At 67.9% G+C, this 23,997-nt stretch carries 27 protein-coding genes; 11 read left to right on the forward strand and 16 right to left on the reverse strand.

Features of this window, described 5'->3' with window-relative positions; genetic code table 11:
• Positions 1 to 13: 13 nt before the first annotated feature.
• Genes RT282_RS05085 through RT282_RS05095 form a run of 3 tightly spaced genes read right to left on the reverse strand, consistent with a single transcriptional unit; the run spans position 14 to position 3,421 of the window.
• A complete protein-coding gene (locus tag RT282_RS05085) occupies positions 14 to 1,291 on the reverse strand; it encodes an HDOD domain-containing protein (RefSeq protein ID WP_313312192.1) in 1,278 nt (425 codons plus the stop codon).
• A gap of 57 nt (positions 1,292 to 1,348) precedes the next feature.
• Entirely contained in the window at positions 1,349 to 2,587 is a 1,239-nt protein-coding gene (locus RT282_RS05090; RefSeq protein ID WP_313312194.1) for an HDOD domain-containing protein, read from the reverse strand.
• A gap of 33 nt (positions 2,588 to 2,620) precedes the next feature.
• The gene (locus RT282_RS05095) at positions 2,621 to 3,421 is read right to left on the reverse strand and encodes a ferritin-like domain-containing protein (protein ID WP_313312195.1); all 801 of its coding nucleotides are present in this window, start codon (positions 3,419 to 3,421) and stop codon (positions 2,621 to 2,623) included.
• Between the two features lie 45 nt (positions 3,422 to 3,466).
• On the opposite strand from RT282_RS05095, the gene RT282_RS05100 reads away from it, so the two are divergent.
• Both RT282_RS05100 and RT282_RS05105 read left to right on the forward strand, forming a co-directional pair.
• The gene (locus tag RT282_RS05100; RefSeq protein WP_313312197.1) at positions 3,467 to 3,991 is read left to right on the forward strand and encodes a gamma carbonic anhydrase family protein; all 525 of its coding nucleotides are present in this window, start codon (positions 3,467 to 3,469) and stop codon (positions 3,989 to 3,991) included.
• Positions 3,992 to 4,031: 40 nt separating this feature from the next.
• A complete protein-coding gene (locus RT282_RS05105; RefSeq protein ID WP_313312200.1) occupies positions 4,032 to 5,024 on the forward strand; it encodes an Hsp33 family molecular chaperone HslO in 993 nt (330 codons plus the stop codon).
• Between the two features lie 58 nt (positions 5,025 to 5,082).
• Here the strand turns inward: RT282_RS05105 and ftsB are convergent, their stop codons facing one another.
• Genes ftsB through RT282_RS05135 form a run of 6 tightly spaced genes read right to left on the reverse strand, consistent with a single transcriptional unit; the run spans position 5,083 to position 10,394 of the window.
• Complete coding sequence (ftsB, locus tag RT282_RS05110; RefSeq protein WP_312305378.1) at positions 5,083 to 5,385, reverse strand: cell division protein FtsB; 303 nt, start codon at positions 5,383 to 5,385, stop codon at positions 5,083 to 5,085.
• 56 nt (positions 5,386 to 5,441) lie between these two features.
• Complete coding sequence (gene eno, locus RT282_RS05115; protein WP_313312203.1) at positions 5,442 to 6,728, reverse strand: phosphopyruvate hydratase; 1,287 nt, start codon at positions 6,726 to 6,728, stop codon at positions 5,442 to 5,444.
• 40 nt (positions 6,729 to 6,768) lie between these two features.
• The gene (locus tag RT282_RS05120) at positions 6,769 to 7,509 is read right to left on the reverse strand and encodes a hypothetical protein (protein ID WP_313312205.1); all 741 of its coding nucleotides are present in this window, start codon (positions 7,507 to 7,509) and stop codon (positions 6,769 to 6,771) included.
• A 17-nt stretch (positions 7,510 to 7,526) separates the two neighbouring features.
• Complete coding sequence (locus RT282_RS05125; RefSeq protein WP_312305387.1) at positions 7,527 to 7,817, reverse strand: DUF1330 domain-containing protein; 291 nt, start codon at positions 7,815 to 7,817, stop codon at positions 7,527 to 7,529.
• A gap of 30 nt (positions 7,818 to 7,847) precedes the next feature.
• Entirely contained in the window at positions 7,848 to 8,705 is an 858-nt protein-coding gene (gene kdsA, locus RT282_RS05130) for a 3-deoxy-8-phosphooctulonate synthase (RefSeq protein WP_313312207.1), read from the reverse strand.
• Between the two features lie 24 nt (positions 8,706 to 8,729).
• Positions 8,730 to 10,394 (reverse strand): CTP synthase, encoded by a 1,665-nt coding sequence (locus RT282_RS05135; protein WP_313312209.1) that lies wholly within the window; start codon positions 10,392 to 10,394, stop codon positions 8,730 to 8,732.
• A 394-nt stretch (positions 10,395 to 10,788) separates the two neighbouring features.
• Between RT282_RS05135 and RT282_RS05140 the strand changes: the two genes are divergently transcribed.
• The 5 genes from RT282_RS05140 (at position 10,789) to RT282_RS05160 (ending at position 14,213) form a co-directional block, all read left to right on the forward strand.
• On the forward strand, positions 10,789 to 11,454 hold the full coding sequence (locus RT282_RS05140; RefSeq protein WP_313312211.1) for an OBAP family protein: 666 nt from the start codon (positions 10,789 to 10,791) through the stop codon (positions 11,452 to 11,454).
• A gap of 150 nt (positions 11,455 to 11,604) precedes the next feature.
• On the forward strand, positions 11,605 to 11,832 hold the full coding sequence (locus RT282_RS05145) for a hypothetical protein (protein WP_313312214.1): 228 nt from the start codon (positions 11,605 to 11,607) through the stop codon (positions 11,830 to 11,832).
• A 48-nt stretch (positions 11,833 to 11,880) separates the two neighbouring features.
• A complete protein-coding gene (coaBC, locus tag RT282_RS05150; protein WP_312757552.1) occupies positions 11,881 to 13,107 on the forward strand; it encodes a bifunctional phosphopantothenoylcysteine decarboxylase/phosphopantothenate--cysteine ligase CoaBC in 1,227 nt (408 codons plus the stop codon).
• Positions 13,104 to 13,550 carry a dUTP diphosphatase gene (dut, locus tag RT282_RS05155; RefSeq protein ID WP_312757554.1) on the forward strand — a complete coding sequence of 149 codons (447 nt, stop codon included), beginning with the start codon at positions 13,104 to 13,106 and terminating at the stop codon, positions 13,548 to 13,550. The genes coaBC and dut overlap by 4 nt, the downstream gene beginning before the upstream one ends.
• A 177-nt stretch (positions 13,551 to 13,727) precedes the next feature.
• A complete protein-coding gene (locus tag RT282_RS05160) occupies positions 13,728 to 14,213 on the forward strand; it encodes a glycine zipper 2TM domain-containing protein (protein WP_313312218.1) in 486 nt (161 codons plus the stop codon).
• Positions 14,214 to 14,255: 42 nt separating this feature from the next.
• Here RT282_RS05160 and RT282_RS05165 read toward each other — a convergent pair whose 3' ends face one another.
• Positions 14,256 to 14,780: a peptidylprolyl isomerase gene (locus tag RT282_RS05165; RefSeq protein WP_313312219.1), complete on the reverse strand. Its 525-nt coding sequence runs from the start codon at positions 14,778 to 14,780 to the stop codon at positions 14,256 to 14,258.
• 58 nt (positions 14,781 to 14,838) lie between these two features.
• Between RT282_RS05165 and RT282_RS05170 the strand changes: the two genes are divergently transcribed.
• From RT282_RS05170 to RT282_RS05180, 3 genes are all read left to right on the forward strand, one after another.
• Entirely contained in the window at positions 14,839 to 15,993 is a 1,155-nt protein-coding gene (locus RT282_RS05170) for a cupin domain-containing protein (RefSeq protein ID WP_313312221.1), read from the forward strand.
• Positions 15,986 to 16,495 carry a hypothetical protein gene (locus tag RT282_RS05175; protein ID WP_312307232.1) on the forward strand — a complete coding sequence of 170 codons (510 nt, stop codon included), beginning with the start codon at positions 15,986 to 15,988 and terminating at the stop codon, positions 16,493 to 16,495. The genes RT282_RS05170 and RT282_RS05175 overlap by 8 nt, the downstream gene beginning before the upstream one ends.
• Before the next feature lie 147 nt (positions 16,496 to 16,642).
• Positions 16,643 to 16,921: a hypothetical protein gene (locus tag RT282_RS05180; RefSeq protein WP_312307233.1), complete on the forward strand. Its 279-nt coding sequence runs from the start codon at positions 16,643 to 16,645 to the stop codon at positions 16,919 to 16,921.
• 126 nt (positions 16,922 to 17,047) lie between these two features.
• On the opposite strand, the gene RT282_RS05185 is transcribed toward RT282_RS05180, so the two are convergent.
• The 6 genes from RT282_RS05185 to RT282_RS05210 all read right to left on the reverse strand — a co-directional run bounded on the left by RT282_RS05185 (position 17,048) and on the right by RT282_RS05210 (position 21,837).
• On the reverse strand, positions 17,048 to 17,830 hold the full coding sequence (locus RT282_RS05185) for an MBL fold metallo-hydrolase (protein ID WP_313312223.1): 783 nt from the start codon (positions 17,828 to 17,830) through the stop codon (positions 17,048 to 17,050).
• Position 17,831: 1 nt separating this feature from the next.
• Positions 17,832 to 18,926 carry an outer membrane protein assembly factor BamC gene (bamC, locus tag RT282_RS05190; RefSeq protein ID WP_312307235.1) on the reverse strand — a complete coding sequence of 365 codons (1,095 nt, stop codon included), beginning with the start codon at positions 18,924 to 18,926 and terminating at the stop codon, positions 17,832 to 17,834.
• A 66-nt stretch (positions 18,927 to 18,992) separates the two neighbouring features.
• Positions 18,993 to 19,892, reverse strand: coding sequence for a 4-hydroxy-tetrahydrodipicolinate synthase (gene dapA, locus RT282_RS05195; RefSeq protein ID WP_312307236.1), 900 nt, complete (start codon positions 19,890 to 19,892; stop codon positions 18,993 to 18,995).
• A 51-nt stretch (positions 19,893 to 19,943) separates the two neighbouring features.
• The gene (locus tag RT282_RS05200; protein WP_313312226.1) at positions 19,944 to 20,495 is read right to left on the reverse strand and encodes a class I SAM-dependent methyltransferase; all 552 of its coding nucleotides are present in this window, start codon (positions 20,493 to 20,495) and stop codon (positions 19,944 to 19,946) included.
• A 2-nt stretch (positions 20,496 to 20,497) separates the two neighbouring features.
• Positions 20,498 to 20,626: a hypothetical protein gene (locus RT282_RS05205; protein ID WP_312307238.1), complete on the reverse strand. Its 129-nt coding sequence runs from the start codon at positions 20,624 to 20,626 to the stop codon at positions 20,498 to 20,500.
• Positions 20,627 to 20,646: 20 nt separating this feature from the next.
• Positions 20,647 to 21,837: an MFS transporter gene (locus tag RT282_RS05210; protein ID WP_409519453.1), complete on the reverse strand. Its 1,191-nt coding sequence runs from the start codon at positions 21,835 to 21,837 to the stop codon at positions 20,647 to 20,649.
• A 127-nt stretch (positions 21,838 to 21,964) separates the two neighbouring features.
• Here RT282_RS05210 and RT282_RS05215 point away from each other — a divergent pair, with 127 nt between their 5' ends.
• Positions 21,965 to 23,947, forward strand: coding sequence for a DNA topoisomerase IV subunit B (locus RT282_RS05215; protein WP_313312227.1), 1,983 nt, complete (start codon positions 21,965 to 21,967; stop codon positions 23,945 to 23,947).
• The last annotated feature ends 50 nt before the right edge of the window (positions 23,948 to 23,997 follow it).

The following is a 23,997-nucleotide window of genomic DNA, read 5'->3' on the forward strand; positions in this document are numbered from 1 at the left end:
GCGCGCGCTTTTTTTAATCCTCGGCGGTGAGGCTCTCGGCCCAGGTCAGCGCCTGCAGGTGGGCCCAGTTGACCTGGCGGTTGGACAGGTGCAGCGCCTCGGCGGCGCGGGCGAAGGCCTCGTCGTCGCCGCTCTCGCAGGCGCGGGTCAGCTCCAGGAACGGCGCGAACACGCCCTGGTTGTGCATCAGCGCATCCACCACAGGCTGGGGCAGGGCGACGGTCTCCAGGGCGCGCTCCAGGGGCACGCCCAGCATGGCGTCCAGCAGCGAGAACACGCCCACCACGAAGGCATTGTCGCAGTCCTCGGGCGGCAGCAGCTCGGCGGCCAGCAACTCCATGAGGCGCCCGCGCACCACGGCGGTCTGGCCCACGGCCGGGGGCGAGCCGGTGTTGCGCGAGGTGGTCAGCAGCAGCGCTGCCCAGCGAAACAGCTTCTTCAGGCCCAGGATCATGACGGCGTGGCGGAAGGAGGTGATCTCCACCGACAGCCCGAAGCCCGAGGAATTGATGAAGCGCAGCAGGTTGAACGACAGCGTCGGGTCCTTCTTCAGCAGGTCCTCGATTTCCGATACCGCCGCCTGCTTGCGCACCAGGTTGATGAGCTGCAGGATGGTTGCCTGCGACGGCCGGATGGTCTGCGCCTGCACCAGCGTCGGGCGGGCGAACCAGTAGCCCTGGAAGAGCTTGACGCCCAGCGCGGCCATGCGCTCGTACTGCTCGGCCGTCTCCACCTTCTCGGCCACCAGCTTGGCCTGGCTGTGTGCCGTGGCGAACTTCACCAGCGGCTCGGCCAGCTCGGGTTTGAAGGCCTGCAGGTCCAGCTTGATGAAGGAGGCCAGCGGGACCCAGGCGGCATAGGCGCGGCGCAGCACCTCCTGGTTGAAAGCGATGCGAAAGCCGCGCGAGCGCAGGCCCTGCAGCGTGGGGATGATCCCGGCGATCTGCTCGGGCGTGGCGCTGGCACCCAGGGTGGGTACCTCCAGCACCACCTTCTCGGGGTGGATCAGCTCCAGATGCGCGCCGGACAGGCTCTCCAGCATGCAGTTGATGAACACCGTCTTGCGCCCCACCAGGGCCTCGGAGCCGGCATAGGACAGGGCGTTGAACAGCAGCGCCGCATCGCTGGCGGCGGTGTGTGCGTCGGCGGCCGTGGAGCGGTCGAACAGCTCGTAGCCGAACACCGCGCGCTTTTCGTCCAGGATGGCTTGGCGGGCGATGCTGACCAGGTTGTCGGTACCGGCTTCGCTGGCGTCGGTGATCGGGGGAGGGCTGTCCAGGGTGTCGGGCATGGAAAGAGAGGATGCAAGGAGCTGCAACAGGAGTTGCCGGATTCTAGAAGGCTGCTGCTACACGGCGATGGCATCGGCCCAGGCAATCGCCTGCAGGTGGGCAGCGTTGACCTGTTCACTGCTCAGGCCCAGGGCCTGGGTTGCTTGGGCGAAGGCGGCGTCGTCACCGCTCTCGCAGGCCTGCGCCAGGGCCAGCAGCGTGCCGTGCGGGCCGCGGTGGTGCAGCAGGGCCTGGGCCGTTGCCTCGGGCAGGGCCAGCAGGCCGATGGCGTCGGGCAGAGGCATGTTCAGCAGTTGGTCGAGCAGGGAGAACAGGCCGATGACGAAGGCCTGGTCGGCCTCTTCGGGGCCCTGCAGCTGCAGGGCCAGCAGCTCCATCAGCCGCCCGCGTACCACGGCGGTCTGGCCCACGGCCGCCGGCGTGCCGCTGCTGCGCACGGCGGTGAGCAACAGCGCCGCCCAGCGGAACAGCTTCTTCAGGCCCAGCAGCATGACGGCCTGGCGCAGCGAGGTGATCTCGCGCGTCATGCCCAGCCCAGCAGAGTTGATCAGCCGCATCAGGTTGAAGGCCAGGCTGGCGTCCTTCTTCAGCACGTCCTCGATGGCCTCGGCCTCGGCCTGGCTGCGCACCAGGTTGAGCAGCTGCACGATGGTGGCCTGCGCCGGGGTGAGCACCTTGGCCTGCACCAGCGTGGGGCGCGAGAACCAAAAGCCCTGGAACAGCTGAACGCCCAGGGTGGAGACCTGGTCGTACTGCTGCGCGGTCTCGATCTTCTCGGCGATCAGCTCGGCCTGGCAGTGCCGGCCGGCGTAGTTGATGAACACCGCCACCTGATCGGGCGCCAGCACCGACATGTCCAGCTTGATGTAGTCGGCCAGCGGCAGCCAGGGCGCGTAGGCCGACTGCAGCACCGTATGGTTGAAGGCCAGGTGAAAGCCGCGCCCCTGCAGCTCGGCCAGGATGGGCAGGCGGGCGTGCACCTCGTCGGCCGCGGCATGGCCCAGCGGGGGGATCTCCAGCACCACCTTGTCCGGGTTGACCAGGTCCAGGTGGCCGCCGGACAGGCTCTCGTGCGTGCAGTTCACGAAGATGAGCATCTTGCCCACCAGCTCCTCGGTGCCGGCGTGCGACAGCGCGGTGAACACCAGGGTCACGTCGCTGGCGGCCGTGTGCAGGCTGCGCGAGCGGTTGAACAGTTCATAGCCCACCACGGACTGCTGGCCGTTCATGATGGCCTGGCGCGCGATCATGGCGCCCTCTCCGCCGGCGGGGGTCAAGGGGTAAGGCTTTGTCATGGCAGCGGTCATTGTAGGGAGGCGCCCTGCGCCCTAGCCGTGTTCCAGCCACTGCAGCTCGGCTTCGGAAAAGCCGGCCGCGCGGCGGGCGGCGGTGTTCAGCGGGGGTTTGGGCCGCGGCGCCTCGTAGCGCTGCACCAGCTGGGCGTAGTGCGCCACGGGCTCCAGCCCCTCGCGCGCGCACAGCCAGCCGTACCAGTGGTTGCCGATGGCCACGTGGCCAACCTCTTCGCACAGGATGATGTCCAGGATGCCGACCGCCGCCAGCGCATCGGCCGTGCCGGCGTTGCGCAGCTTGCGCTGGATCTGCGGCGTGGCGTCCAGCCCGCGCGCCTCCAGCGTGCGCGGCACCAGAGCCATGCGCGCGACGATGTCGTGCGCCGTCTTCTCGCACATGCTCCACAGGCCCTGGTGGGCGGGAAAGTCGCCGTAGTCGTGATCCAGGTGCTGGCGCAGATGGTCGCGCAGCAGGCGAAAGTGCTTCGCCTCCTCGCCGGCCACCTGCAGCCAGTCCAGGTAGAACTGGCGCGGCATGCCGGCAAAGCGCCAGATGGCATCCAGCGCCAGGTTGATGGCGTTGAACTCGATGTGGGCGATGGCGTGGATCAGCACGGCCCGGCCCTCGGGCGTGGCGGGCGAGCGCCGCGCCAGCTGCGTGTGCTGCAGCAGCTGCGGCCGCGCCGGGTGCCCGGGCAGGGCCCGGGTGGGCTTGAAGGTGGCGTCGATTGCTATCGGAACGATAGCTGCCTGCGCATGCAGGGCAAGGGCTGCGGCCGATTTTTCTTCTGCATCGGTGAGGCACAAGACCTCCAGGGCGCGTTGGCGAAGCTCCATCCCTACAATTGTAGTTTTCTGGCAACTACACGAAGGGCGGGTGCGATGGCGATCTATGAACTGGAAGGCGTGGCGCCGCAGCTGGCGGAGAGTGCCTGGGTGGCCGACAGCGCCCAGGTCATGGGCAACGTGCGCCTGGGCAAGGACGCCAGCGTGTGGTTCGGTGCCGTGGTGCGCGGCGACTGCGAGTGCATCACCATCGGCGCCGGCTCCAATGTGCAGGACGCCAGCGTGCTGCACGCCGACTTCGGCAAGCCCCTGGTCATCGGCGAGCGGGTGACGGTGGGCCACCAAGTCATGCTGCACGGCTGCACCATCGGCGACGAGACGCTGATCGGCATCGGCGCCGTGATCCTCAACGGCGCCAAGATCGGCAAGAACTGCCTGGTGGGCGCGGGCGCCCTGGTCACCGAGGGCAAGGAGTTTCCCGACGGCTCCATGATCCTGGGCAGCCCGGCGCGCGTGCTGCGCCAGCTCACGCCCGAGCAGATCGAGGGCCTGCGCCAGAGCGCCCAGCACTACGTCGACAACGCCCGGAGCTTCCGCACCACGCTGCGCAAGATCGGCTGAGCACTGCCGCCGTGGCCCCACTGAAGAGATTGATCCCCCCGTGTCCGAACTGCATAAATTTCTGTTTGACGGCCTGCCCGTGCGCGGCGCCATCGTGCGCCTGACCGACGCCTGGACCGAGCTGCTGTCCCGTCGTGCCAGCAACAGCGAGACCGGCGCCTATCCCCCGCCCGTGGCCGAGCTGCTGGGCGAGATGGCCGCCGCCGGGGTGCTGATGCAGTCCCACATCAAGTTCAACGGCGCGCTGGTGCTGCAGGTGTTCGGCGACGGCCCGGTCAAGCTGGCCGTGGCCGAGGTGCGCTCCAGCCTGGCGCTGCGCGCCACGGCCACCATCAGCGGCGAGGTGCCGGACGGCGCCCGCCTGCCCGATCTGGTGAACGCCGGCGGCCAGGGCCGCTGCGCCATCACCCTCGACCCGCAGGACCGCCTGCCCGGCCAGCAGCCCTACCAGGGCGTGGTGCCGCTGAACGACGCGCAGGGCGACAAGCTGGGCAGCCTGGCCGAAACCATCACGCAGTACATGCGCCAGTCCGAGCAGCTGGACGCCACGCTGGTGCTGGCTGCCAACGACCAGGTGGCCGCCGGCCTGCTGATCCAGCGCATGCCGGTGCAGGGCGAAGGCAACCTGGCTGGCGGCGCCGGCAGGGCGGACGACGACGAGCAGCGCGCGCAGCAGGACGAAGACTACCGCCGCATTGCCACCCTGGCCGCCAGCCTGACGCGCGAGGAGCTTTTGAGCCTGGACGTGCCGACCATCCTGCACCGCCTGTTCTGGGAGGAGCGCCTGCTACGCTTCGAGCCGCGCCAGGGCGCCGATGGCCCGCGCTTTGCCTGCACCTGTTCGCGCGAGCGGGTGAGCGCCATGCTGCGCAGCCTGGGGGCCGAAGAGGTGCAGTCCATCCTCCATGAACGCGGCGATGTCGAGGTGGGCTGCGACTTCTGCGGCCGCCAGTACCACTTCGACAAGGTGGACGCGACCCAGCTGTTCACCGAGCCGGGCAAGCAGCCGCCCGCGTCCTCGGGCGTGCAGTAAACGCCAAAAAAAGCATCAAAAGTGGCTGAAACCCGCGCCGGATAAGCGCGAGCAGCTACTATTTTTGCGTGGGTTGGGGCTGCTGCGCGGGAGTGACGTGCACGTAGATCTCGCCCTGGCGCACCATGCCCAGTTCGCTGCGGGCCTTTTCCTCCACCATGTCCAGGCCCTCGCGCAGGTCCTGCACCTCGGCGGCCAGGCGCTCGTTGGCCTGGCGCGCCTGGGCGTTGGCCTGCTGCTGCTCGGCCAGCTGGCGGCGCATCTCCTGCACCTGGCCGATGCTGCCGCGCCCGGTCCACAGCTGCCCGTGCAGTACCACGAGCAGCAGCAGCAAGGTGAGGGCGACCAGGCGCGAGCCCATGGCGGGGTGGGGCGCAGTCAGCCGGGCGGCAGCCAGGAGCGGGGCGACGCCGTGCGTCAGCGCAGGTTGTAGAAGGCCGCGCGACCGGGGTATTCGGCCACGTCGCCCAGGTCTTCCTCGATGCGCAGCAGCTGGTTGTACTTGGCGATGCGGTCCGAGCGCGACAGCGAGCCGGTCTTGATCTGGCCGGCGTTGGTGCCCACGGCGATGTCGGCGATCGTCGAGTCCTCGGTCTCGCCCGAGCGGTGGCTGATCACGGCGGTGTAGCCGGCGCGCTTGGCCATCTCGATGGCGGCGAAGGTCTCGGTCAACGTGCCGATCTGGTTGATCTTGATGAGGATCGAATTGGCGATGCGCTTGTCGATGCCTTCCTTCAGGATCTTGGTGTTGGTCACGAACAGGTCGTCGCCCACCAGCTGCACATCCTTGCCCAGACGCTCGGTCAGGGTCTTCCAGCCGTCCCAGTCACCCTCGGCCATGCCGTCCTCGATGGAGATGATGGGGTACTTGTCCACCCAGGTGGCCAGCATGTCGGTCCACTGCTGGGCGGTGAGCTGCAGGCCGCCTTCGCCCTCCAGCACGTACTTGCCGTCCTTGAAGAACTCGCTGGCCGCGCAGTCCAGGCCCAGGGCGATCTGCTCGCCGGCGGTGTAGCCGGCGGCCTCGATGGCCTGCAGGATCAGCTGGATGGCGGCCTCGTGGTTCTCGACGGAAGGCGCAAAGCCGCCCTCGTCGCCCACGGCGGTGCTCATGCCGCGGTCGTTGATGATCTTCTTCAGGGCGTGGAACACCTCGGCGCCCCAGCGCACGGCTTCGCGAAAGCTCGGCGCGCCCACGGGGATGATCATGAATTCCTGCAGGTCCAGGCTGTTGTTGGCGTGTGCACCGCCGTTGATGACGTTCATCATCGGCACTGGCAGCTGGCAGCCGCCCATGCCGCCGAAGTAACGGTACAGCGGCAGGCCGGCCTCTTCGGCGGCGGCGCGTGCCACGGCCATGGAGACGGCCAGCATGGCGTTGGCGCCCAGGCGCGACTTGTTGTCGGTGCCGTCCAGGTCGATCAGGGTTTTGTCCAGGAAGGCCTGCTCGGAGGCGTCCAGGCCCAGCACGGCCTCGCTGATCTCGGTGTTGATGTGCTCCACGGCCTTGAGCACGCCCTTGCCCAGGTAGCGGCTCTTGTCGCCATCGCGCAGTTCGATGGCCTCGCGGCTGCCGGTGGAGGCACCGCTAGGCACGGCGGCGCGGCCCATCACGCCCGATTCGAGCAGCACGTCACATTCGACGGTGGGGTTGCCGCGGCTGTCCAGCACTTCGCGGCCTACGATGTCAACGATTGCACTCACTTTAAAGCCTTTTTATGGAGCAAAAAATAATCAGACCAACTTACGGACGGATGGCAGCATTGTTCAGCGTTATTTCTTTGACGCGTCGAGTAATTTCTCCTTTATTGTCGGCTTCCTGAATGGGGAAGCCGCGCCATACCCACTCTTGCCTATCATCAATAATAAATTTACATGCTTTAAGTTGGCCTACTTGCGTAGTGATCGCATCCTTGCCCACATACTTAATTGTCTTTGCCCTCTCAATGACTCCCTCTTCTCGTCCAGGAGAGCCGGGGTAGTAGGAATTTTTTACAAATCTCCCGGTGATGGTAAATTTCAAAGTTTCACCACTCTTCAGATTGTATCTGGAATCGGTATAAGCGGGATTATAGTATTCAGTGTTATTCCAAGAGCTAATGTTGAGTTGTCCCGCATTGATGTAACCATACACGGTCTTCTCGCTGTTTTCTCCAAGGCGGAAATAACTTTTATAGTTCTCAGTGACGATAGTTCCGGGAGTGACCTGAGTTTCACTTAAACTTAAAACTGTCAATTCTTTTTGGTCGGAAAATTCTGCATTTAAAGAATCTATGTGGAATGTTTTGGTAACTATAACTGCAGATACCGATCCATTTTGGAAGGTTTCATAAGTCAGTTTCCACGTATTGTCTGTATTCTTTAAGAGATCTTTATCTTGACAGTCGCGTGCGGTATCCTCCTCGACTGGCAACGGGTCATTCCCTGCGCTGCCGCCTCCACACGAGGAAAGAGTAAAAATAAATAGAAAAAGGAGGTGCCGCATGAAAATCTCCAAAGAAATTACATTCCTTCGACGCAGACCAGCCGCATGACGGCCGCGCCCTCGCGCGCGGCGCGCGCCTTGCCGTACTCGGGCGAGTCGTAGAAGGCCTTGGCGGCCTCGAAGCTGGGGAATTTGGCGATCACCACGCGCTCCGGCTCCCAGTCGCCTTCCATCACCGCCACCTGGCCGCCGCGCACGCAGATCTCGGCGCCGTGCGCCTGAAAGGCGGCGGTGGACCACTTCTTGTATTCCTCGTACTGCTCGGGGTTGGTCACGCGTACGTTGGCAATTAGGTATCCGCTGGGCATGGGGGTCTCTCTTTCGTTCGTGTGGAAGGGTCAGGCGCCGAAGTCGTTTTCCAGGAAGCCATTCTTCTTGGTCACGGCGTCCAGCTGCACCAGGGTCTCCAGCAGCGCGCGCATGTGCTTGAGCGGCACGGCGTTGGGGCCGTCCGACAGCGCGTTGCACGGGTCCGGGTGCGTTTCCATGAACAGGCCGGCCACGCCCACGGCCACGGCGGCGCGCGACAGCACCGGCACCATCTCGCGCATGCCGCCGCTGCTCGTGCCCTGGCCGCCCGGCAGCTGCACGCTGTGCGTGGCGTCGAAGACGACCGGCGCGCCGGTCTCGCGCATGATGGCCAGGCTGCGCATGTCGCTCACCAGGTTGTTGTAGCCGAAGCTGGCGCCGCGCTCGCAGGCCATGAAGCGGTCCTCGGACAGGCCCGCCTCGCGCGCGGCGGCGCGGGCCTTGTCGATGACGTTCTTCATGTCGTGCGGGGCCAGGAACTGTCCCTTCTTGATGTTCACCGGCTTGCCCGACTGGGCCACGGCGCGGATGAAATCGGTCTGGCGGCACAGGAAGGCGGGCGTTTGCAGCACGTCCACCACGGCGGCGACGTGCGGCACTTCGGCTTCGGTGTGCACGTCGGTCAGCACGGGCACGCCGATCTCCTTCTTCACCTTGGCCAGGATCTCCAGCCCCTTGTCCATGCCCGGGCCGCGAAAGCTCGTGCCCGAGCTGCGGTTGGCCTTGTCGAAGCTGCTCTTGAAGATGAAAGGGATGCCCAGTGCCTGGGTGATCTCCTTGAGCTGGCCGGCCACGTCCAGCTGCAGCTGCTCGGACTCGACCACGCAGGGGCCGGCGATCAGGAAGAAGCGGTGTTCAAGGCCGACGGGAAAGCCGCACAGTTGCATGGTGGTGGTGTCCTTGTAGAGGCCTCAGGCGCTGGCCTGCGCGCCCTGCTGGTGGTGCCGCACGGCGGCGGCCACGAAGTCGTTGAACAGCGGGTGGCCGTTCCACGGCGTGGACTTGAACTCGGGGTGGAACTGCACGCCCATGTACCAGGGATGCACGTCCTGCGGCAGCTCGACGATCTCGGTCAGCTGCTCGCGCTGGGTCTGCGCCGAGATGACCAGGCCGGCGTCGCGCAAGCGGTCCAGGTACTGCACGTTGGCCTCGTAGCGGTGGCGGTGGCGCTCGGTCACCGTGTCGCCGTAGATGCGGTGGGCCAGGGTGCCGGGCTGCACGTTGGAGGTCTGCGCGCCCAGGCGCATGGTGCCGCCCAGGTCGGAGTTCTCGTGGCGCGTCATCACGCGGCCGTCCTCGTTCTTCCACTCGGTGATGAGGGCGATGACGGGATGCGGGCTGGCCTGGTCGAACTCGGTGGAGTTGGCGCCGTCCAGCTGCGCCATGTGCCGCGCGTATTCGATGGTGGCCACCTGCATCCCCAGGCAGATGCCCAGGTAGGGCACCTTGTGCTCGCGCGCATAGCGGGCGGTGCTGATCTTGCCCTCGACTCCTCGTGAGCCGAAGCCGCCGGGCACCAGGATGGCGTCGAAGCGGCCCAGCTGCTCGGCGGCGTTGGCGTCGGTGATGCCTTCGGAGTCCATGTGCGTGATCTGCACGCGCACGTGGTTTTGCATGCCGGCGTGCTTGAGCGCCTCGTTGACGGACTTGTAGGCGTCCGACAGATCGGTGTATTTGCCCACCATGGCGATGCGGATCTCGCCGCCCGGGTGCTCGCACTCGTGCACCAGGTCGTCCCAGCGCTTGAGGCTGGCCGGCGGCGTGTTCAGGCGCAGCTTGTCGCAGATCAGCCCGTCCAGGCCCTGCTCGTGCAGCATGCGCGGCACCTTGTAGATGGTGTCCACGTCCCACATGGAGATCACGCCCCACTCGGGCACGTTGGTGAACAGCGAGATCTTCTCGCGCTCCTCATCGGGCACGGATTTTTGCGCGCGGCACAGCAGGGCGTCGGGCTGGATCCCGATCTCGCGCAGCTTCTGCACCGTGTGCTGGGTGGGTTTGGTCTTGAGCTCGCCGGCGGTCTCGATCCAGGGCAGGTAGGTCAGGTGCACGAAGGCCGAATTGTTCGGCCCGAGCTTCAAAGACAGCTGGCGCACCGCCTCCAGGAAGGGCAGGGATTCGATGTCGCCCACCGTGCCGCCGACCTCGCAGATGGCCACGTCCACCGCGTCGGGCGTGCCGATGCCGGCGCCGCGTTTGATGAACTCCTGGATCTCGTTGGTGACGTGCGGGATGACCTGCACCGTCTTGCCCAGGTAGTCGCCCCGGCGCTCCTTCTCCAGCACGGACTGGTAGATGCGTCCGGTGGTGAAGTTGTTGGTCTGCTTCATGCGGGTTTCGATGAAGCGTTCGTAGTGGCCCAGGTCCAGGTCGGTCTCGGCACCGTCATCGGTCACGAAGACCTCGCCATGCTGGAAGGGGGACATGGTGCCCGGGTCCACGTTGATGTACGGGTCGAGCTTGATGAGGGTGACTTTGAGGCCGCGCGATTCGAGGATCGCGGCAAGGGAGGCTGAGGCGATTCCCTTGCCCAGGGAAGACACCACACCGCCGGTGACGAAGACGAATTTGGTCATGTCGGGATGGAGTGGGAAATGGCGATTATAGGTTCGACCCCGGGACCGGCCGGCTGGCGCAGGCCTTTGCCGGGGCCAGGCGGCAGCTTTGCACCTGTGGCGCCCTGCAGCCTGCGAGGGCCAGTCCCGCACCCGCTTGCCGCCGACGCCTGGCGACGAGCCGTCCTACACCCGGGATGCCCCAGACGCGCAAGCTGACGGCTGCGCGCCCGCTCTGGCGCGAGCCTTTCCAGGAGCCTGTGCATGCCCTCTTGCATCCGTCCCCTTGTGCTCTCACGCGGCCCCGTGGCCAGCCTGTGCCTGGCCGCTGTGCTGGTCGCCTGCGGGGGCGACAACACCAGCTCGGCAGTGCCTCTGGCAGGTGCCCCGGCTGCCCCCGGCACGCGGGCGCTGGATGCCGGTGCCGCGCTGCTGCAGGACAAGCCCCCCCGTCGAGGCCCTCAATGCCTACCTGGACGGTTTTCATTTCTACAACGGCCGCATGCAGGCGCAGACCGAGGCGCACCACTATTGCGCCATCCTGGGCGAGGAGCTGATCCAGTGCGTGATCTTCGATGGCAACGTGCAGGACGCCCGCTTGATGGGCGTGGAGTACATCGTCAGCCAGCGCCAGTTCGAGTCGCTGCCCGAAGCCGAGAAGGACCTGTGGCACAGCCATGTGCACGAGGTGAAGTCCGGACAGCTCATCGCGCCCGGCATTCCCCAGGCGGCGGAACATGCGCTGATGGCTCGCCTGGTGGGCACCTACGGCAAGACCTGGCACACCTGGCACACCGACCAGGGCAAGGGCCTTCCACTGGGCACGCCCCAGCTGATGATGGGCTTCACCGCGGACGGCCAGGCCGATGCCGTCATGGTGCAGACGCGCGATGAGCGGTTTGGCGTGAGCACCCAGGAGCGGCGCGCCAGCCGCGCCGACATCCCGGCGCCCCCGATCGCCCCGGGCGCCAACGCCTGGGAGCAGGGCGTGGTGGTGCAAATCCCGGACCTGACTGGTGCCCATGCCACCATGCCCGCTCACGAGCCGCCGGCGGCTGCCGGCAGCGCCGGCGGCTCGTGAGCGGGCGGCGTCCGCCGCTGCCTGCGCGGGAGTGCTTCAACTCCTTAATCCATAGCTGCCTGCGCAGGCTGCACAAGGGTTTGAGCCGTTTTTTGTTTCAAACTTGCTATTGACCCCAGGTCTTTCCAGCCCAACCACCCAGGAGGACATATGAGCGAACGCGACACCGCATCCACCCGGCCCGGCAGCGCCCTGCCTGAACCGCCTCGGCCGCAGGCCGGGCCCGCGCCGGCCGGCGCTGCGGACCCGCAGGAGCAGCCAGAGCTGCAGGTGCGCAAGGTCCCCGAAAGCACGCTGGACGACGCTGTGGAAGCCACCTTCCCGGCCAGCGATCCGGTGGCCGTGGTCACGACGAAAACCATTGCGCCCGAGGAGTAGCTACGCCCGCACGGCCGCGTCGGCGGCCCTCTGCCAGAATCGCGGCCCATGACTGCACTCGCTGGCAAACACATCGTGCTGGGCCTCTCCGGAGGCGTGGCTTGCTACAAGGTGGCCGAGCTGGCCCGGCTGCTCATCAAGGCGCAGGCCACCGTACAGGTGGTGATGACCGAAGCGGCCGAGCAGTTCATCACTCCCGTGACCATGCAGGCTCTGACCGGCCGCCCCGTGTACGGCTCGCAGTGGGACGCTCGCGAGGCCAACAACATGGCCCACATCAATCTCTCGCGCGAGGCCGACGCGGTACTGATCGCCCCCTGCAGCGCGGACTTCATCGCGCGTCTGGCGCAGGGCCGGGCGGACGAGCTGCTCAGCCTCCTGTGCCTGGCCCGCCCCAGCGAGCGCGTACCCCTGCTGCTGGCCCCGGCCATGAACCGCGAGATGTGGGCCCACCCCGCCACCCAGCGCAACCTGGCCCAGGTGCAGGCCGACGGCGCCACCGTGCTGGGCGTGGGCCACGGCGACCAGGCCTGCGGCGAGACCGGCGACGGGCGCATGCTGGAGGCCGCCGAGATCCTGGAGGAGCTAACCGTCTTCTTCGCGCCGAAGCTGCTGGCGGGGCAGCAGGTGCTGATCACCGCCGGGCCGACCTTCGAGGCCATCGACCCGGTGCGCGGCATCACCAACCTGTCATCGGGCAAGATGGGCTTTGCCATTGCCCGCGCCGCGCGCGAGGCCGGTGCCGAGGTCACGCTGGTGGCCGGCCCGGTGCACCTGCCCACTCCGCGCGGCGTGCGGCGGCTGGATGTGGTTTCGGCACAAAATATGCTTGAAACCGTTGCTGGACAAGCGCAGACAGCTACTGTATTAATAGCAACAGCGGCCGTGGCCGATTGGCGCCCGGCGACCAGCGCCGATCACAAGATCAAGAAGGACGGCTCGGGCACCGTGCCGGCCCTGGCCTTCGTGGAGAACCCGGACATCCTGGCCACCGTGGCGCAGTCGCCGCGCGCGCGCAGCGGCCAGCTGTACTGCGTGGGCTTCGCCGCCGAGAGCGAGAACCTGCTGGAGCACGCCAGCGCCAAGCGCCAGCGCAAAGGCGTGCCGCTGTTGGTGGGCAACATCGGCCCGGCCACTTTCGGCCAGGACGACAATGCCCTGCTGCTGGTCGACGCCGACGGCCACCGCGAGCTGCCGCGCGCCTCCAAGGCCGAGCTGGCGCGCCAGTTGGTGGCCGAAATCGCCCGGCGCCTGCGGCACACTCGCGCCGCATGAACGTCGACATCAAGATTCTTGACCCCCGCCTGGCGGATCAGCTGCCCGCCTATGCCACGCCGGGCAGCGCCGGCCTGGACCTGCGCGCCTGCCTGGACGCGCCGCTGCTGCTGCAGCCCAACGCCTGGCAGCTGGTGCCCACCGGCATCGCCATGTACCTGAAGGACCCCGGCTACGCCGCGCTGATCCTGCCGCGCTCGGGCCTGGGGCACAAGCACGGCATCGTGCTGGGCAACCTGGTGGGGCTGATCGACAGCGACTACCAGGGCCAGCTGATGGTGAGCGCCTGGAACCGCAGCGACACCGCCTTCACCCTGCAGCCCATGGAGCGCCTGGCGCAGCTGGTCATCGTGCCGGTGGTGCAGGCGCAGTTCCGCGTGGTGCAGGAATTTCCCGCCAGCCAGCGCGGCGAGAGCGGCTACGGCTCCACCGGGCGCCATTGACGGGGCGCCTGTCAGCGCCTGCTGACGGCCAGGCGCTGGCGCGAACTACGCGCCCGCCGGCCTTTGCCCGGCCCGCGCGCGCGGCGTCCCTTGCTTCAATCGAAAGCCTGCAGCGTGGGTCGTGTCGCCTGCGCCGCTGTCTTTCCGTCTGACAGTCAACAAACAAGGAGTGAAGCCATGCGCACATATTCCCGTCTCGCCGCCATTGCCGGCGCCGTCACGCTGGCCGGAGCGCTGGCCGCATGCGCCGAGGCGCCGCGCTACGGCGACCAGCCCTACTACTCGGGCCAGCCGGCACAGACCTACCCGAGCTACGACGAACGCGTGACCGAATACGGTACCGTCTCCTACATCGAGGGCCTGCAGGCGCGCAACCGCACCACGGGCGCCGGCGCCGTACTGGGCGCCGTGGTGGGCGGCGTGCTGGGCAACCAGATTGGCAGCGGCGGTGGCCGCACCGCCGCCACCGCCATCGGCGCCGTGGGTGGTGCCCTGGCCGGCAATGCCATTGAATCGCGCAACGACCGCGTTGACTACGAGGCCTACCGCATCACCATCCAGCTGGACCGTGGCGGCCAGCGCGTGTACGAGGTGCCCACGCCGGGCGACTTGCGAACGGGCGACCGCGTGCGCCTGTACGCGGGGCAAATCTCGCGCATTTGACGTGAAAGGAGCTGAGGGCGGTGCTTAACCGCCTTCGGCCCTTCAATGCAGCGTGTCGCTGCCCGGTGCCTGCGGCTGGATGCGGAAGAACCCCGCACCAGCCGTACGGCGTTCCAGCTCTTGCTCAGTGGCCTCGCGCACGGCGTGTACCTTGACCTGCAGCCGCAGCGCCATGCCGGCCAGGGGGTGGTTGCCGTCCAGCACCACGTGGTCCGGATAGATCTGTGCCACGGTGTACAGCGCGTCGCGCGGGGCGTCCACGCTGGCGCCCGCCGGCAGGGCCGAGCCCTCGAAGGTCATGCCTTCTTCCAGCTCGTCCGGGAAGAGGGCGCGCGGCTCCAGGAAGAGCAGCTGGCCGTCATAGTCGCCAAAGGCGTCCTCGGGCTCCAGATGCAGGGATAGTTCGGCCCCGGCTCCATAGCCTTGCAGGGCCTGCTCGATGCGCTCCAGCAGATCGTCGCCGCCGACGAGGAATTCCACCGGATCGTCCAGCACATCCAGTTCCTCGCCCAGGGTGTCCTTGAGCACCCAGGTCAGGGCGACCACGCATTGTTCGTTGATTTCCATAGGACAATTGTCGCAGCTCCCTTCTGCCTTGCCGCCGCCCGCCCGGCCGCCACACCCCATGGACGTACAACAACCGCTGCCGCTGCTGGGCGGCCTGAGCGCCGAACAATTCATGCGTCGCCACTGGCATAAAAAGCCGTTGCTGGTGCGCCAGGCCATTGCCGGCTTCAAGCCGCCCGTCTCGCGCAGCGCCCTGCTGCAGCTGGCGGGCAGCGAGGATGCGGAGTCGCGCCTGATCCAGCACAAGGACGGGCGCTGGCTGCTGCGCCACGGGCCGCTGCCGCGCCGCGCCATTCCACCCCTGTCCATCCGTGAATGGACCGTGCTGGTGCAAGGTGTGGACCTGCACGACGATGCCACGCACGCGCTGATGCAGCAGTTCGCCTTCGTGCCGCAGGCGCGCTTGGACGACCTGATGATCAGCTACGCCAGTGATGGTGGCGGTGTCGGCCCGCACTTTGACAGCTACGACGTGTTCCTGCTGCAGGCCCAGGGCCGCAGGCGCTGGCGCATCGGCCGGCAGAAAAACCTGGAGCTGGTGGACGGCCTGCCGCTCAAGATTCTGGCGAACTTCGAGCCGGAAGAGGAATATGTGCTGGAGCCCGGCGACCTGCTGTACCTGCCCCCACGCTGGGCGCACGACGGCGTGGCCGAGGGCGAGTGCATGACGTACTCCATCGGCTTTCGCTCGCCTAGCCGGGCCGGTCTGGCGCACGAGGTGCTGCTGCGCATGGCCGACGCCGCGGCCGACGAGGAGGGCGGCCCCATCTACCGCGACCCGCAGCAGCCGGCCGTGGCCACGCCGGGCGCCATTCCGCAAGAGCTGCAGGCCTTTGCCCGCCAGGCTGTCGAGCGGGCCCTGGCCCAGCCGCAGGCGCTGGAGTGCGCGCTGGGCGAGGCGCTGACCGAGCCCAAGTCCAACGTCTGGTTCGAGCCGGGCGCGGGCGCCGGCCTGCTGGAGAGCGTGGCGCTGGACCGGCGCACCCGCATGATGTATGACGCGCGGCACATCTTCATCAATGGCGAGAGCTACCGCGCCGCCGGGCGCGACGCGGCGCTGATGCGGCGCCTGGCCGACGCCCGCGCGCTGACGCCGGCCGAGCTGGCCCGCGCCAGCGATGAGGCGCTGGAGCTGCTATCCACCTGGTGCGACGCCGGCTGGGCGCACGCCGGGCCGGGCCCGACTGAGGCCGAGGGGTTCGTGCATGGATGACATGAATGCAGTACCGCCCGCCCTGCCTGAGGGGCGCTTCGAAGGCCGCGAGGAGTTTCGTCAGCGGGTGCGCGATGCGCTGGCCACGGCCGCGCGCGAAGGCTGGGGTGAACTGATCCTGGCCGATGCCGAGTTCGTGGACTGGCCGCTGGGGGAGCGTGAGGTCGTCGAGACGCTGCAGCAGTGGTCGCGCGCCGGACGGCGCTGCACGCTGCTGGCGCTGGACTATGCCGAAGTGGTGCGCCGCCATCCGCGCTTCGTGCAGTGGCGCCGCCAGTGGGACCACCTCATCACCTGCCGCAAGGGCACGGGCACCGACCCGCTGGCCCTGCCCAGCGCCCTGTGGTCGCCGGCCTGGGTGCTGCATCGCCTGGACCCGGTGCGCAGCGTGGGCATCACGGGCAGCGAGCCCAGCCGGCGCGTGCAGCTGCGCGAAACCTTGAACGAATGGATAGAGCGCAAGAGCAGTCCGGCCTTTCCCGCCTCGGTGCTGGGGCTGTAGCGGCGGGCTACGCGTTATTCAGGATTGACGGATAATCATCGGCTGGTTTTGCCCCGGGGCATGTGGAGTGCCCCAGCCGGTCCTTGGCCATCGCGGCAAGGGTCACGGCGTTTCATAACTATCCCTGTCCATCATAGGAAGACTGCAATGAAGAACTCCGTTGTTCTGGCTGCCCTGGTTGCTGCCGTTGCCCTGGCCGCCTGCGGCAAGAAGGAAGAGCCGGCACCTGCTCCTGCTCCTGCACCGGTGGAAGCGCCCGCTCCGGCACCCGAGCCCGCGCCCGCTCCTGCCGAGGCCCCCGCTTCGGTCGAAGCCCCGGCTGCCGCCGTCGACGCCGCTTCCGATGCCGCTGCTGCAGACGCCAAGGCTGCTGCGGACGCTGCCGCTGCCGCTGCGACGGGCGCCGCTTCGCAAGAAGCCAAGTAATCCGGGCCTTCCTGCTGCCTTCTGCTGGGCCCCATGGCCCAGGCAGTGGGCAACGCAAAGCAAAAACCCCGTACCGCTCAGGCGGACGGGGTTTTGTTTTGCGTCAGCTCCAGTGGCAGTCGCGGGCTAATAGCTGGCTTCGACCCAGCCGGTGCCCGTGCGCTGGTCGGCGACGATGATGTCCGTGTCGGCGCAGCCCCAGGCACCGGCCAGTGCGGCCTGGGCCAGGTGCGGCTGATTGTTGCGCACGCTCAGGTGGGCGGCCACCACGTGGCGCAGGCCGGGGTGACACAGCGCGTGCAGCAGGTCGGCGCTGGCGTCGTTGGGCAGGTGGCCGTAAGGACCGGCGATGCGCCGCTTCAGAAAGGCCGGGTAGCGGCCGCCCTGCAGCATGTCGCTGTCGTGGTTGGTCTCCAGCAGCAGCGCGTGGCAGCCCTGCAGCTGCTGCAGCACGTGTTCGCCGGCATGGCCCAGGTCGGTCATCAGGCCGATGTGCGTGGCCCCGTCGCTGCAGCGCAGGTGCAGCGGCTCGCGCGCATCGTGGGGCACGGCAAAGGGCCGGGCCTCGAAGTCGCCCAGGTCGATGGGCTCGCCGTCGCGCGCGATGCGCAGCAGGCCCTCCAGCTCGGGTGCGCCCATGCCTTCCCAGGTACCTTGGCTCATCCACACGGGGATGCGCTCGCGCAGCGCCAGCTTGAGCACGCAACCCGTGTGGTCCGAGTGTTCGTGGGTGATGAACACGGCGTCCAGCTGCGCGGCGCTGGTGCCGGCGGCGGCCAGGCGCGCGTCCACCTGGCGCAGGCTCAGGCCGCAGTCCATGAGCAGCCGGCGCGTGTGAGCGCCGCTGCGTCCTTCGATCAGGGTGGCGTTGCCGCCACTGCCGCTGGCCAGGTTGCGAAAGCGCAGCAAGTTACTTCAGGTCGTCGGCGATGACGCGCACGATGCGCTCGGCGTTGGCCGAACTCTCGGGCGCGCCGGCGGCGTTGAGCACGGACACCGTGCTCTGGTTGCCCTCGCTGCGCACCACGATGCGGTACTTGAGCGGCGCCGCGGCATCCGCGTTGCGGCTGAACAGCTTGCCGAAGAAGCCTTGCTCCTTCTTGTTGGCGTTGGGCTCCACGTAGCGCACGAAGTACACGCCCTGGCTACGGTCACGGTCCTCGACGGTGAAACCCGTGCGGTCCAGCGACACGCCGATGCGGCGCCAGGCGCGGTCGAAGGGCTCGTCCAGCTGCACCACGGGCACGCCGCCCACGTTGCCGATGCGCGCCGAGGGTGCGGCCGGGATGGGCGCGGCCGCAGCAGCACGCGACTGCTCCTCGCTCACGCCCAGCTTGACCATCATGCGGCGCAGGAATTCGGTTTCCAGTTCGGGATCGGACGCGCGCGGCTGCCAGACGGTCTGGTCCTTCTGCGAGCTGCTGTAGACCTCCATCATGCCGCGGTGGGTCACGTAGATCTCGGTGCTGCCGTCGGCACGGCGCTCCATGCGGGTGCGGAACTTGTCGCGCTCGCCGGTGGAATACAGCGAATCGAACACCTTGCCGATGGTCTGGCGGATGAAGTCCTGCGGCAGCTTGGCGCGGTTCTCGGCCCAGTCGGTTTCCAGCAGGCCCAGGTCGCGCTGCTCCAGGGTGTAGACGAAGCCGTTGTCCAGCCAGAAGTCGCGCACCGGCTCCCACAGCTGGTCCACCGGGCGGTCCACCACCAGCCAGCGCTGGTTGCCGTCACGCTCGATGCGCACGTCGCCGATCTTCACGGGGGCGGTGCTGGCGGCCGCTCCGCGGGGCTGCTGGGCCTGACCGGCCTCGAAGGCCGCGGCCGAGACCACGCCGCCGGGCACGGTGTAGCGGGTGTCGCGCGACAGCTGCGTCAGGTCCGGCGGCACCTCCAGCGTGGCTCCCTTGGTGGCGCTTTTGTAGTCGATCTTGTCGCCCTCCAGGACGGAGCAGGCCGACAGGGACAGGGCGAGGCCGATCAGGCCGATGCGGGTGCCAGGGTTCACGCGTAAATCCTCGTTGGTGCGCGAGCGCAAAGAAAAGGGCAGCAGGGGAAAGGCGGCAGGCGGCGCTCAGGCCACCAGGCCGGCGGCGCGCAGGGCGCCTTCCACCACGGGTTCGTTGGCCTGAGTCAGCGGGGTCATCGGCAGGCGCATGGCCGGGCCGCACAGGCCCATGCGGGCCATGGCCCACTTGACGGGAATGGGGTTGGCCTCGACGAACAGGTGCTTGTGCAGGGGCAGCAGGCGGAACTGGATCTCCATGGCACGGCGGGCGTCGCCGGCGATGGCGGCGGCGCACAACTCGCGCATCAGGCGCGGGGCCACATTGGCCGTCACGCTGATGTTGCCCTGGCCGCCGCACAGCATCAAGGCCACGGCCGTCGGGTCGTCGCCGGAGTACACGGCGAAGCCCTTGGGCACGTCGCGGATCAGCCATTGCGCGCGGGAGATGTCGCCGGTGGCTTCCTTGATGCCGATGATGCCGGGCACCTGGGCCAGACGCAGCACGGTCTCGTGGTGCATGTCCGCTACTGAGCGGCCGGGCACGTTGTACAGCACCATGGGCAGGTCGCCCACGGCTTCGGCGATCGCCTTGAAGTGCTGGTACTGGCCTTCCTGCGTGGGCTTGTTGTAGTAGGGCACAACCTGCAGCTGGCTGCTCGCGCCCACTTCGCTGGCGTAGCGCGCCAGGGCGATGGCCTCATGCGTGGAATTGGCGCCGCAGCCGGCCATCACGGGCACGCGGCCGGCGGCCTGCTCCACGGACACGCGGATGATCTCGCGGTGCTCCTCGACATTGACCGTGGGCGACTCTCCCGTCGTACCCACCACGCCGATGCAGTCCGTGCCTTCCTGGATGTGCCAGTCGATGAGTTTGCGCAGGGTGGGGTAGTCCACGCTGCCGTCATCGTGCATGGGAGTGGCAAGGGCGACGATGCTGCCCGTCAGGGGGGCGCTGGGAAAGGTCATGGCGCGGTCGGAAACTGCAAAAAAAGCATTCTAACTAGGGCTTGCCATCCCTCAAGCCCGAGGCACCAGGGGCAGGCGAACGACCCCGGCGGGCGCGGCGGGCGGGCGCACGGCGGCGATGCGCTGCACGAAGCGCGGCGGCCCGTCCAGGAAGCCGTCCTCGTAGGCCACCACCCGCAGCGGCGCGCAGGCGCGCAGCAGCTCGCCCGGCGCCAGCAGGAAGTCGGCCCGCGCGGGCCGTCCCACGGTCTCGTTGCCCTGAGCGAAGGTCTCGTACAGCAGCACGCCGCCGGGAGCCACGCAGTCCACGATGTGCGGCAGCAGCGGGCGCCACAGGTAGTTGGTGACGACCACGGCAGCGAACTGCCGGCCGACCAGCGGCCAGGGCCCGCCTTCGATGTCGGCCTGGATGGCTTCACCGTAGGGTGCTATTGATTCAATAGCTTCTGGCGCTTGATCCACGCCTGTTACAGGGTGATTTCGCTCATGAAACCAGCGCAGGTGCCGGCCCGGCCCGCAGGCCACGTCCAGCACCGCGCCGCCGGCGGGCACCAGATGCGCCCAGCGCACGATCCACTCCGAGGGCCGGCCGTGCGGGTGCATGGTCAGAAGCAGGCCCAGAGCTGGTCGGCCAGCGTGAGCATGAAGTCCGGCCGCAAATACCAGGTGAAGACCGCCAGCAGCACGGCGGCGCAGGCCACGCCGGCCAGCCAGTTGCGTATGCGCGGTGCCATGGCGGAGCCTCCTCGGTTCTTCAGGCTGCCTGGGCGGCCGGGCGCGCGATGGCGCTTTCGCGCACCGGCAGGTTGACCAGGCCGGCCGCCACGCCCAGGGCGATGGCCAGGTACCACACGACGTCGTAGCTGCCCGTGCGGTCGTACAGGTAGCCGCCCAGCCACACGCCCATGAAGCTGCCGATCTGGTGGCTGAAGAACACGAAGCCGCTGAGCATGGACAAATGCTGCACGCCAAAGATCTGCGCCACCACGGCATTGGTCGGCGGCACGGTGGACAGCCACAGGGCCCCCATCACGGCCGAGAACACATACACCGACAGGGGCGACAGCGGCACCAGCAGGAAGACGGTGATGACCACCGCCCGCGCCAGGTAGATGAACACCAGGATGTTGCGCTTGGGAATGCGCTGGCCCAGGGAGCCGGCCGCGTAGGTGCCAAAGACGTTGAACAGGCCGATCAGCGCCAGGGCGAAGCTGGCCACCTGCGGCGACAGGCCGTGGTCCTTCAGGTAGCTGGGCATGTGCACGCCGATGAACACCACCTGGAAGCCGCAGACAAAGTAGCCCAGCGTCAGCAGCACGAAGCTCTTGTGGCGCAGGGCCTCGACCACCGCGTCGCCCATGCTCTGCGAACGGTGGGCCGGCGCGCCGCCGTGAAAGCCGGGCTCGCGCAGGCCGAAGGCCAGCGGGATGATCAAGAGCGCCATGGCCGCCAGCACCAGCAGGGCCTGCTGCCAGCCAAACGACAGGATCAGCTGCCCCTCCAGCGGCACCATCAGGAACTGCCCGAACGAGCCGGCCGCGGCCGCCACGCCCATGGCCCAGGAGCGCTTGTCCGCCGAGATCTGCCGCCCCAGCACACCATAGATGATGGCGTACGTGGTGCCCGCCTGGGCCGCGCCGATGACGACGCCCGTGGTCAGCGCGAAGAGCCCCGGCGTGGGCGACAGCGCCATGCCCACCAGGCCGGCGGCGTACAGCAGAGAGCCGCCGATCAGCACGCGGAAGGCGCCGAAGCGGTCGGCCACCATGCCTCCGAAGATGCCGAACAGGCCCCAGGCCAGGTTCTGGATGGCCATGGCCAGGGCGAAGGTCTGGCGCGTCCAGCCCATGTCCTGCGTGATGGGCTGCAGCCACAGCCCGAAGCCATGGCGTATGCCCATGGACAGCGTGACCACGGCGGCGCCGCAGAGGAGGACCTGGGCCATGGAAAGCTGGCGTGCGGGGGAGGCGGGAGGGTGCATTGCAGGGAATGTAATCAAAACCCGTGCCGCCTGCCGGGGCGGGTAAAAAGGCGAAAGACTGTTGTTATAACCAGTCCTACAATCCGCCGCCATGGCAGCCAAACCCGCACCCCACACCACCAACGACTACGCAGAAGGCTCGATCCGCGTGCTCAAGGGCCTGGAGCCCGTCAAGCAGCGCCCGGGCATGTACACCCGCACCGACAACCCCCTGCACATCATCCAGGAGGTGCTGGACAACGCCGCCGACGAGGCCCTGGCCGGCTTCGGCAAGAAGATCCGCGTGACGCTGCACCTGGACGGCTCGGTCAGCGTGGAGGACGACGGCCGCGGCATCCCTTTCGGCCTGCACCCCGAGGAAAAGGCCCCCGTGGTGGAGCTGGTCTTCACCCGGCTGCACGCCGGCGGCAAGTTCGACAAGGGCAAGGGCGGGGCCTACAGCTTCTCCGGTGGCCTGCACGGTGTGGGTGTGTCGGTGACCAACGCCCTGTCCACCCGCATGGAGGTGACCACGCACCGCGAGGGCCAGGCCGCCCGCCTGGTGTTCGCCGGCGGCGACGTGACCGAACCGCTGGCGGCCCGCCCCCTGGTGGCCGGCGAGCGCAAGCAGGGCACCACCGTGCGCGCCTGGCCGGACGCCAAGTATTTCGAGTCCAGCCACCTGCCCATGGCCGAGCTGACGCACCTCTTGCGCAGCAAGGCCGTGCTGATGCCCGGCGTGGCCGTCACGCTGTTCAACGAGAAGACCCGCGAGACGCAGACCTGGCAGTACAAGGGCGGCCTGCGCGACTATCTTCAGCAGACTCTGCCGGTCGACCCGGTCATCCCGCTGTTCGAGGGCGCGGGCTTCGCCGACGCCGGCAGCGACAGCTTTGCCGAAGGCGAGGGCGCGGCCTGGGCCGTGGCCTTCACCGAGGAAGGTGCGCCGGTGCGCGAGAGCTACGTCAACCTGATCCCCACCAGCGCCGGCGGCACGCACGACAGCGGCCTGCGCGACGGCCTGTTCCAGGCCGTCAAGGGCTTCATCGAGCTGCACGGGCTGCTGCCCAAGGGCGTCAAGCTGATGCCCGAGGATGTGTTCGCGCGCGCCAGCTACGTGCTCTCGGCCAAGGTGCTGGACCCGCAGTTCCAGGGCCAGATCAAGGAGCGGCTGAACTCGCGCGACGCCGTGCGGCTGGTTTCCAGCTTCGTGCGACCGGCGCTCGAGCTGTGGCTGAACCAGCATGTGGACTACGGCAAGAAACTGGCCGAGCTCGCCATCAAGGCCGCGCAGACGCGTCAGAAGGCCGGCCAGAAAGTGGAAAAGCGCAAGGGCTCCGGCGTGGCCGTGCTGCCGGGCAAGCTCACGGACTGCGAAAGCCGCGATACCGCCTACAACGAGGTCTTCCTGGTCGAGGGCGACTCGGCCGGCGGCAGCGCCAAGATGGGCCGCGACAAGGAGACTCAGGCCATCCTGCCGCTGCGCGGCAAGGTGCTCAACACCTGGGAGGTCGAGCGCGACCGCCTGTTTGCCAACACGGAGGTGCACGACATCGCCGTGGCCATCGGCGTGGACCCGCACGGGCCGAATGACGAGCCCGACCTGTCCGGCCTGCGCTACGGCAAGGTCTGCATCCTGTCGGACGCGGACGTGGACGGCTCGCACATCCAGGTGCTGCTGCTGACGCTGTTCTTCCGCCACTTCCCCCGGCTGATCGAGGCTGGCCACATCTACGTGGCGCGCCCGCCCCTGTACCGCGTGGACATCCCGGCGCGCGGCAAGAAGCCGGCCGCCAAGCTGTATGCGCTGGACGAGGGCGAGCTGGCCGCCATCCTGGACAAGGCCGCCAAGGAAGGCGTGGCGCGCGAGCGCTGCCAGATCAGCCGCTTCAAGGGCCTGGGCGAGATGAACGCCGAGCAGCTGTGGGAAACCACCCTGAACCCCGACACCCGCCGCCTGCTGCCCGTGCAGCTGGGCAGCGCCGGCTACGAGGCCACGACCAGCCTGATGACCCGCCTGATGGGCAAGGGCGAGGCGGGCTCGCGGCGCGAGCTGATGGAGCTGCACGGCGATACGGTGGACGTTGATATCTAAGCTCCCTGACTACAAGTCTTTTTGGCCTCCAGCCCTTGCCAGTCAAGCGC

The sequence above is a fragment of the Pulveribacter sp. genome (assembly GCF_032079985.1).
Classification (GTDB): Bacteria; Pseudomonadota; Gammaproteobacteria; order Burkholderiales; family Burkholderiaceae_C; genus Melaminivora.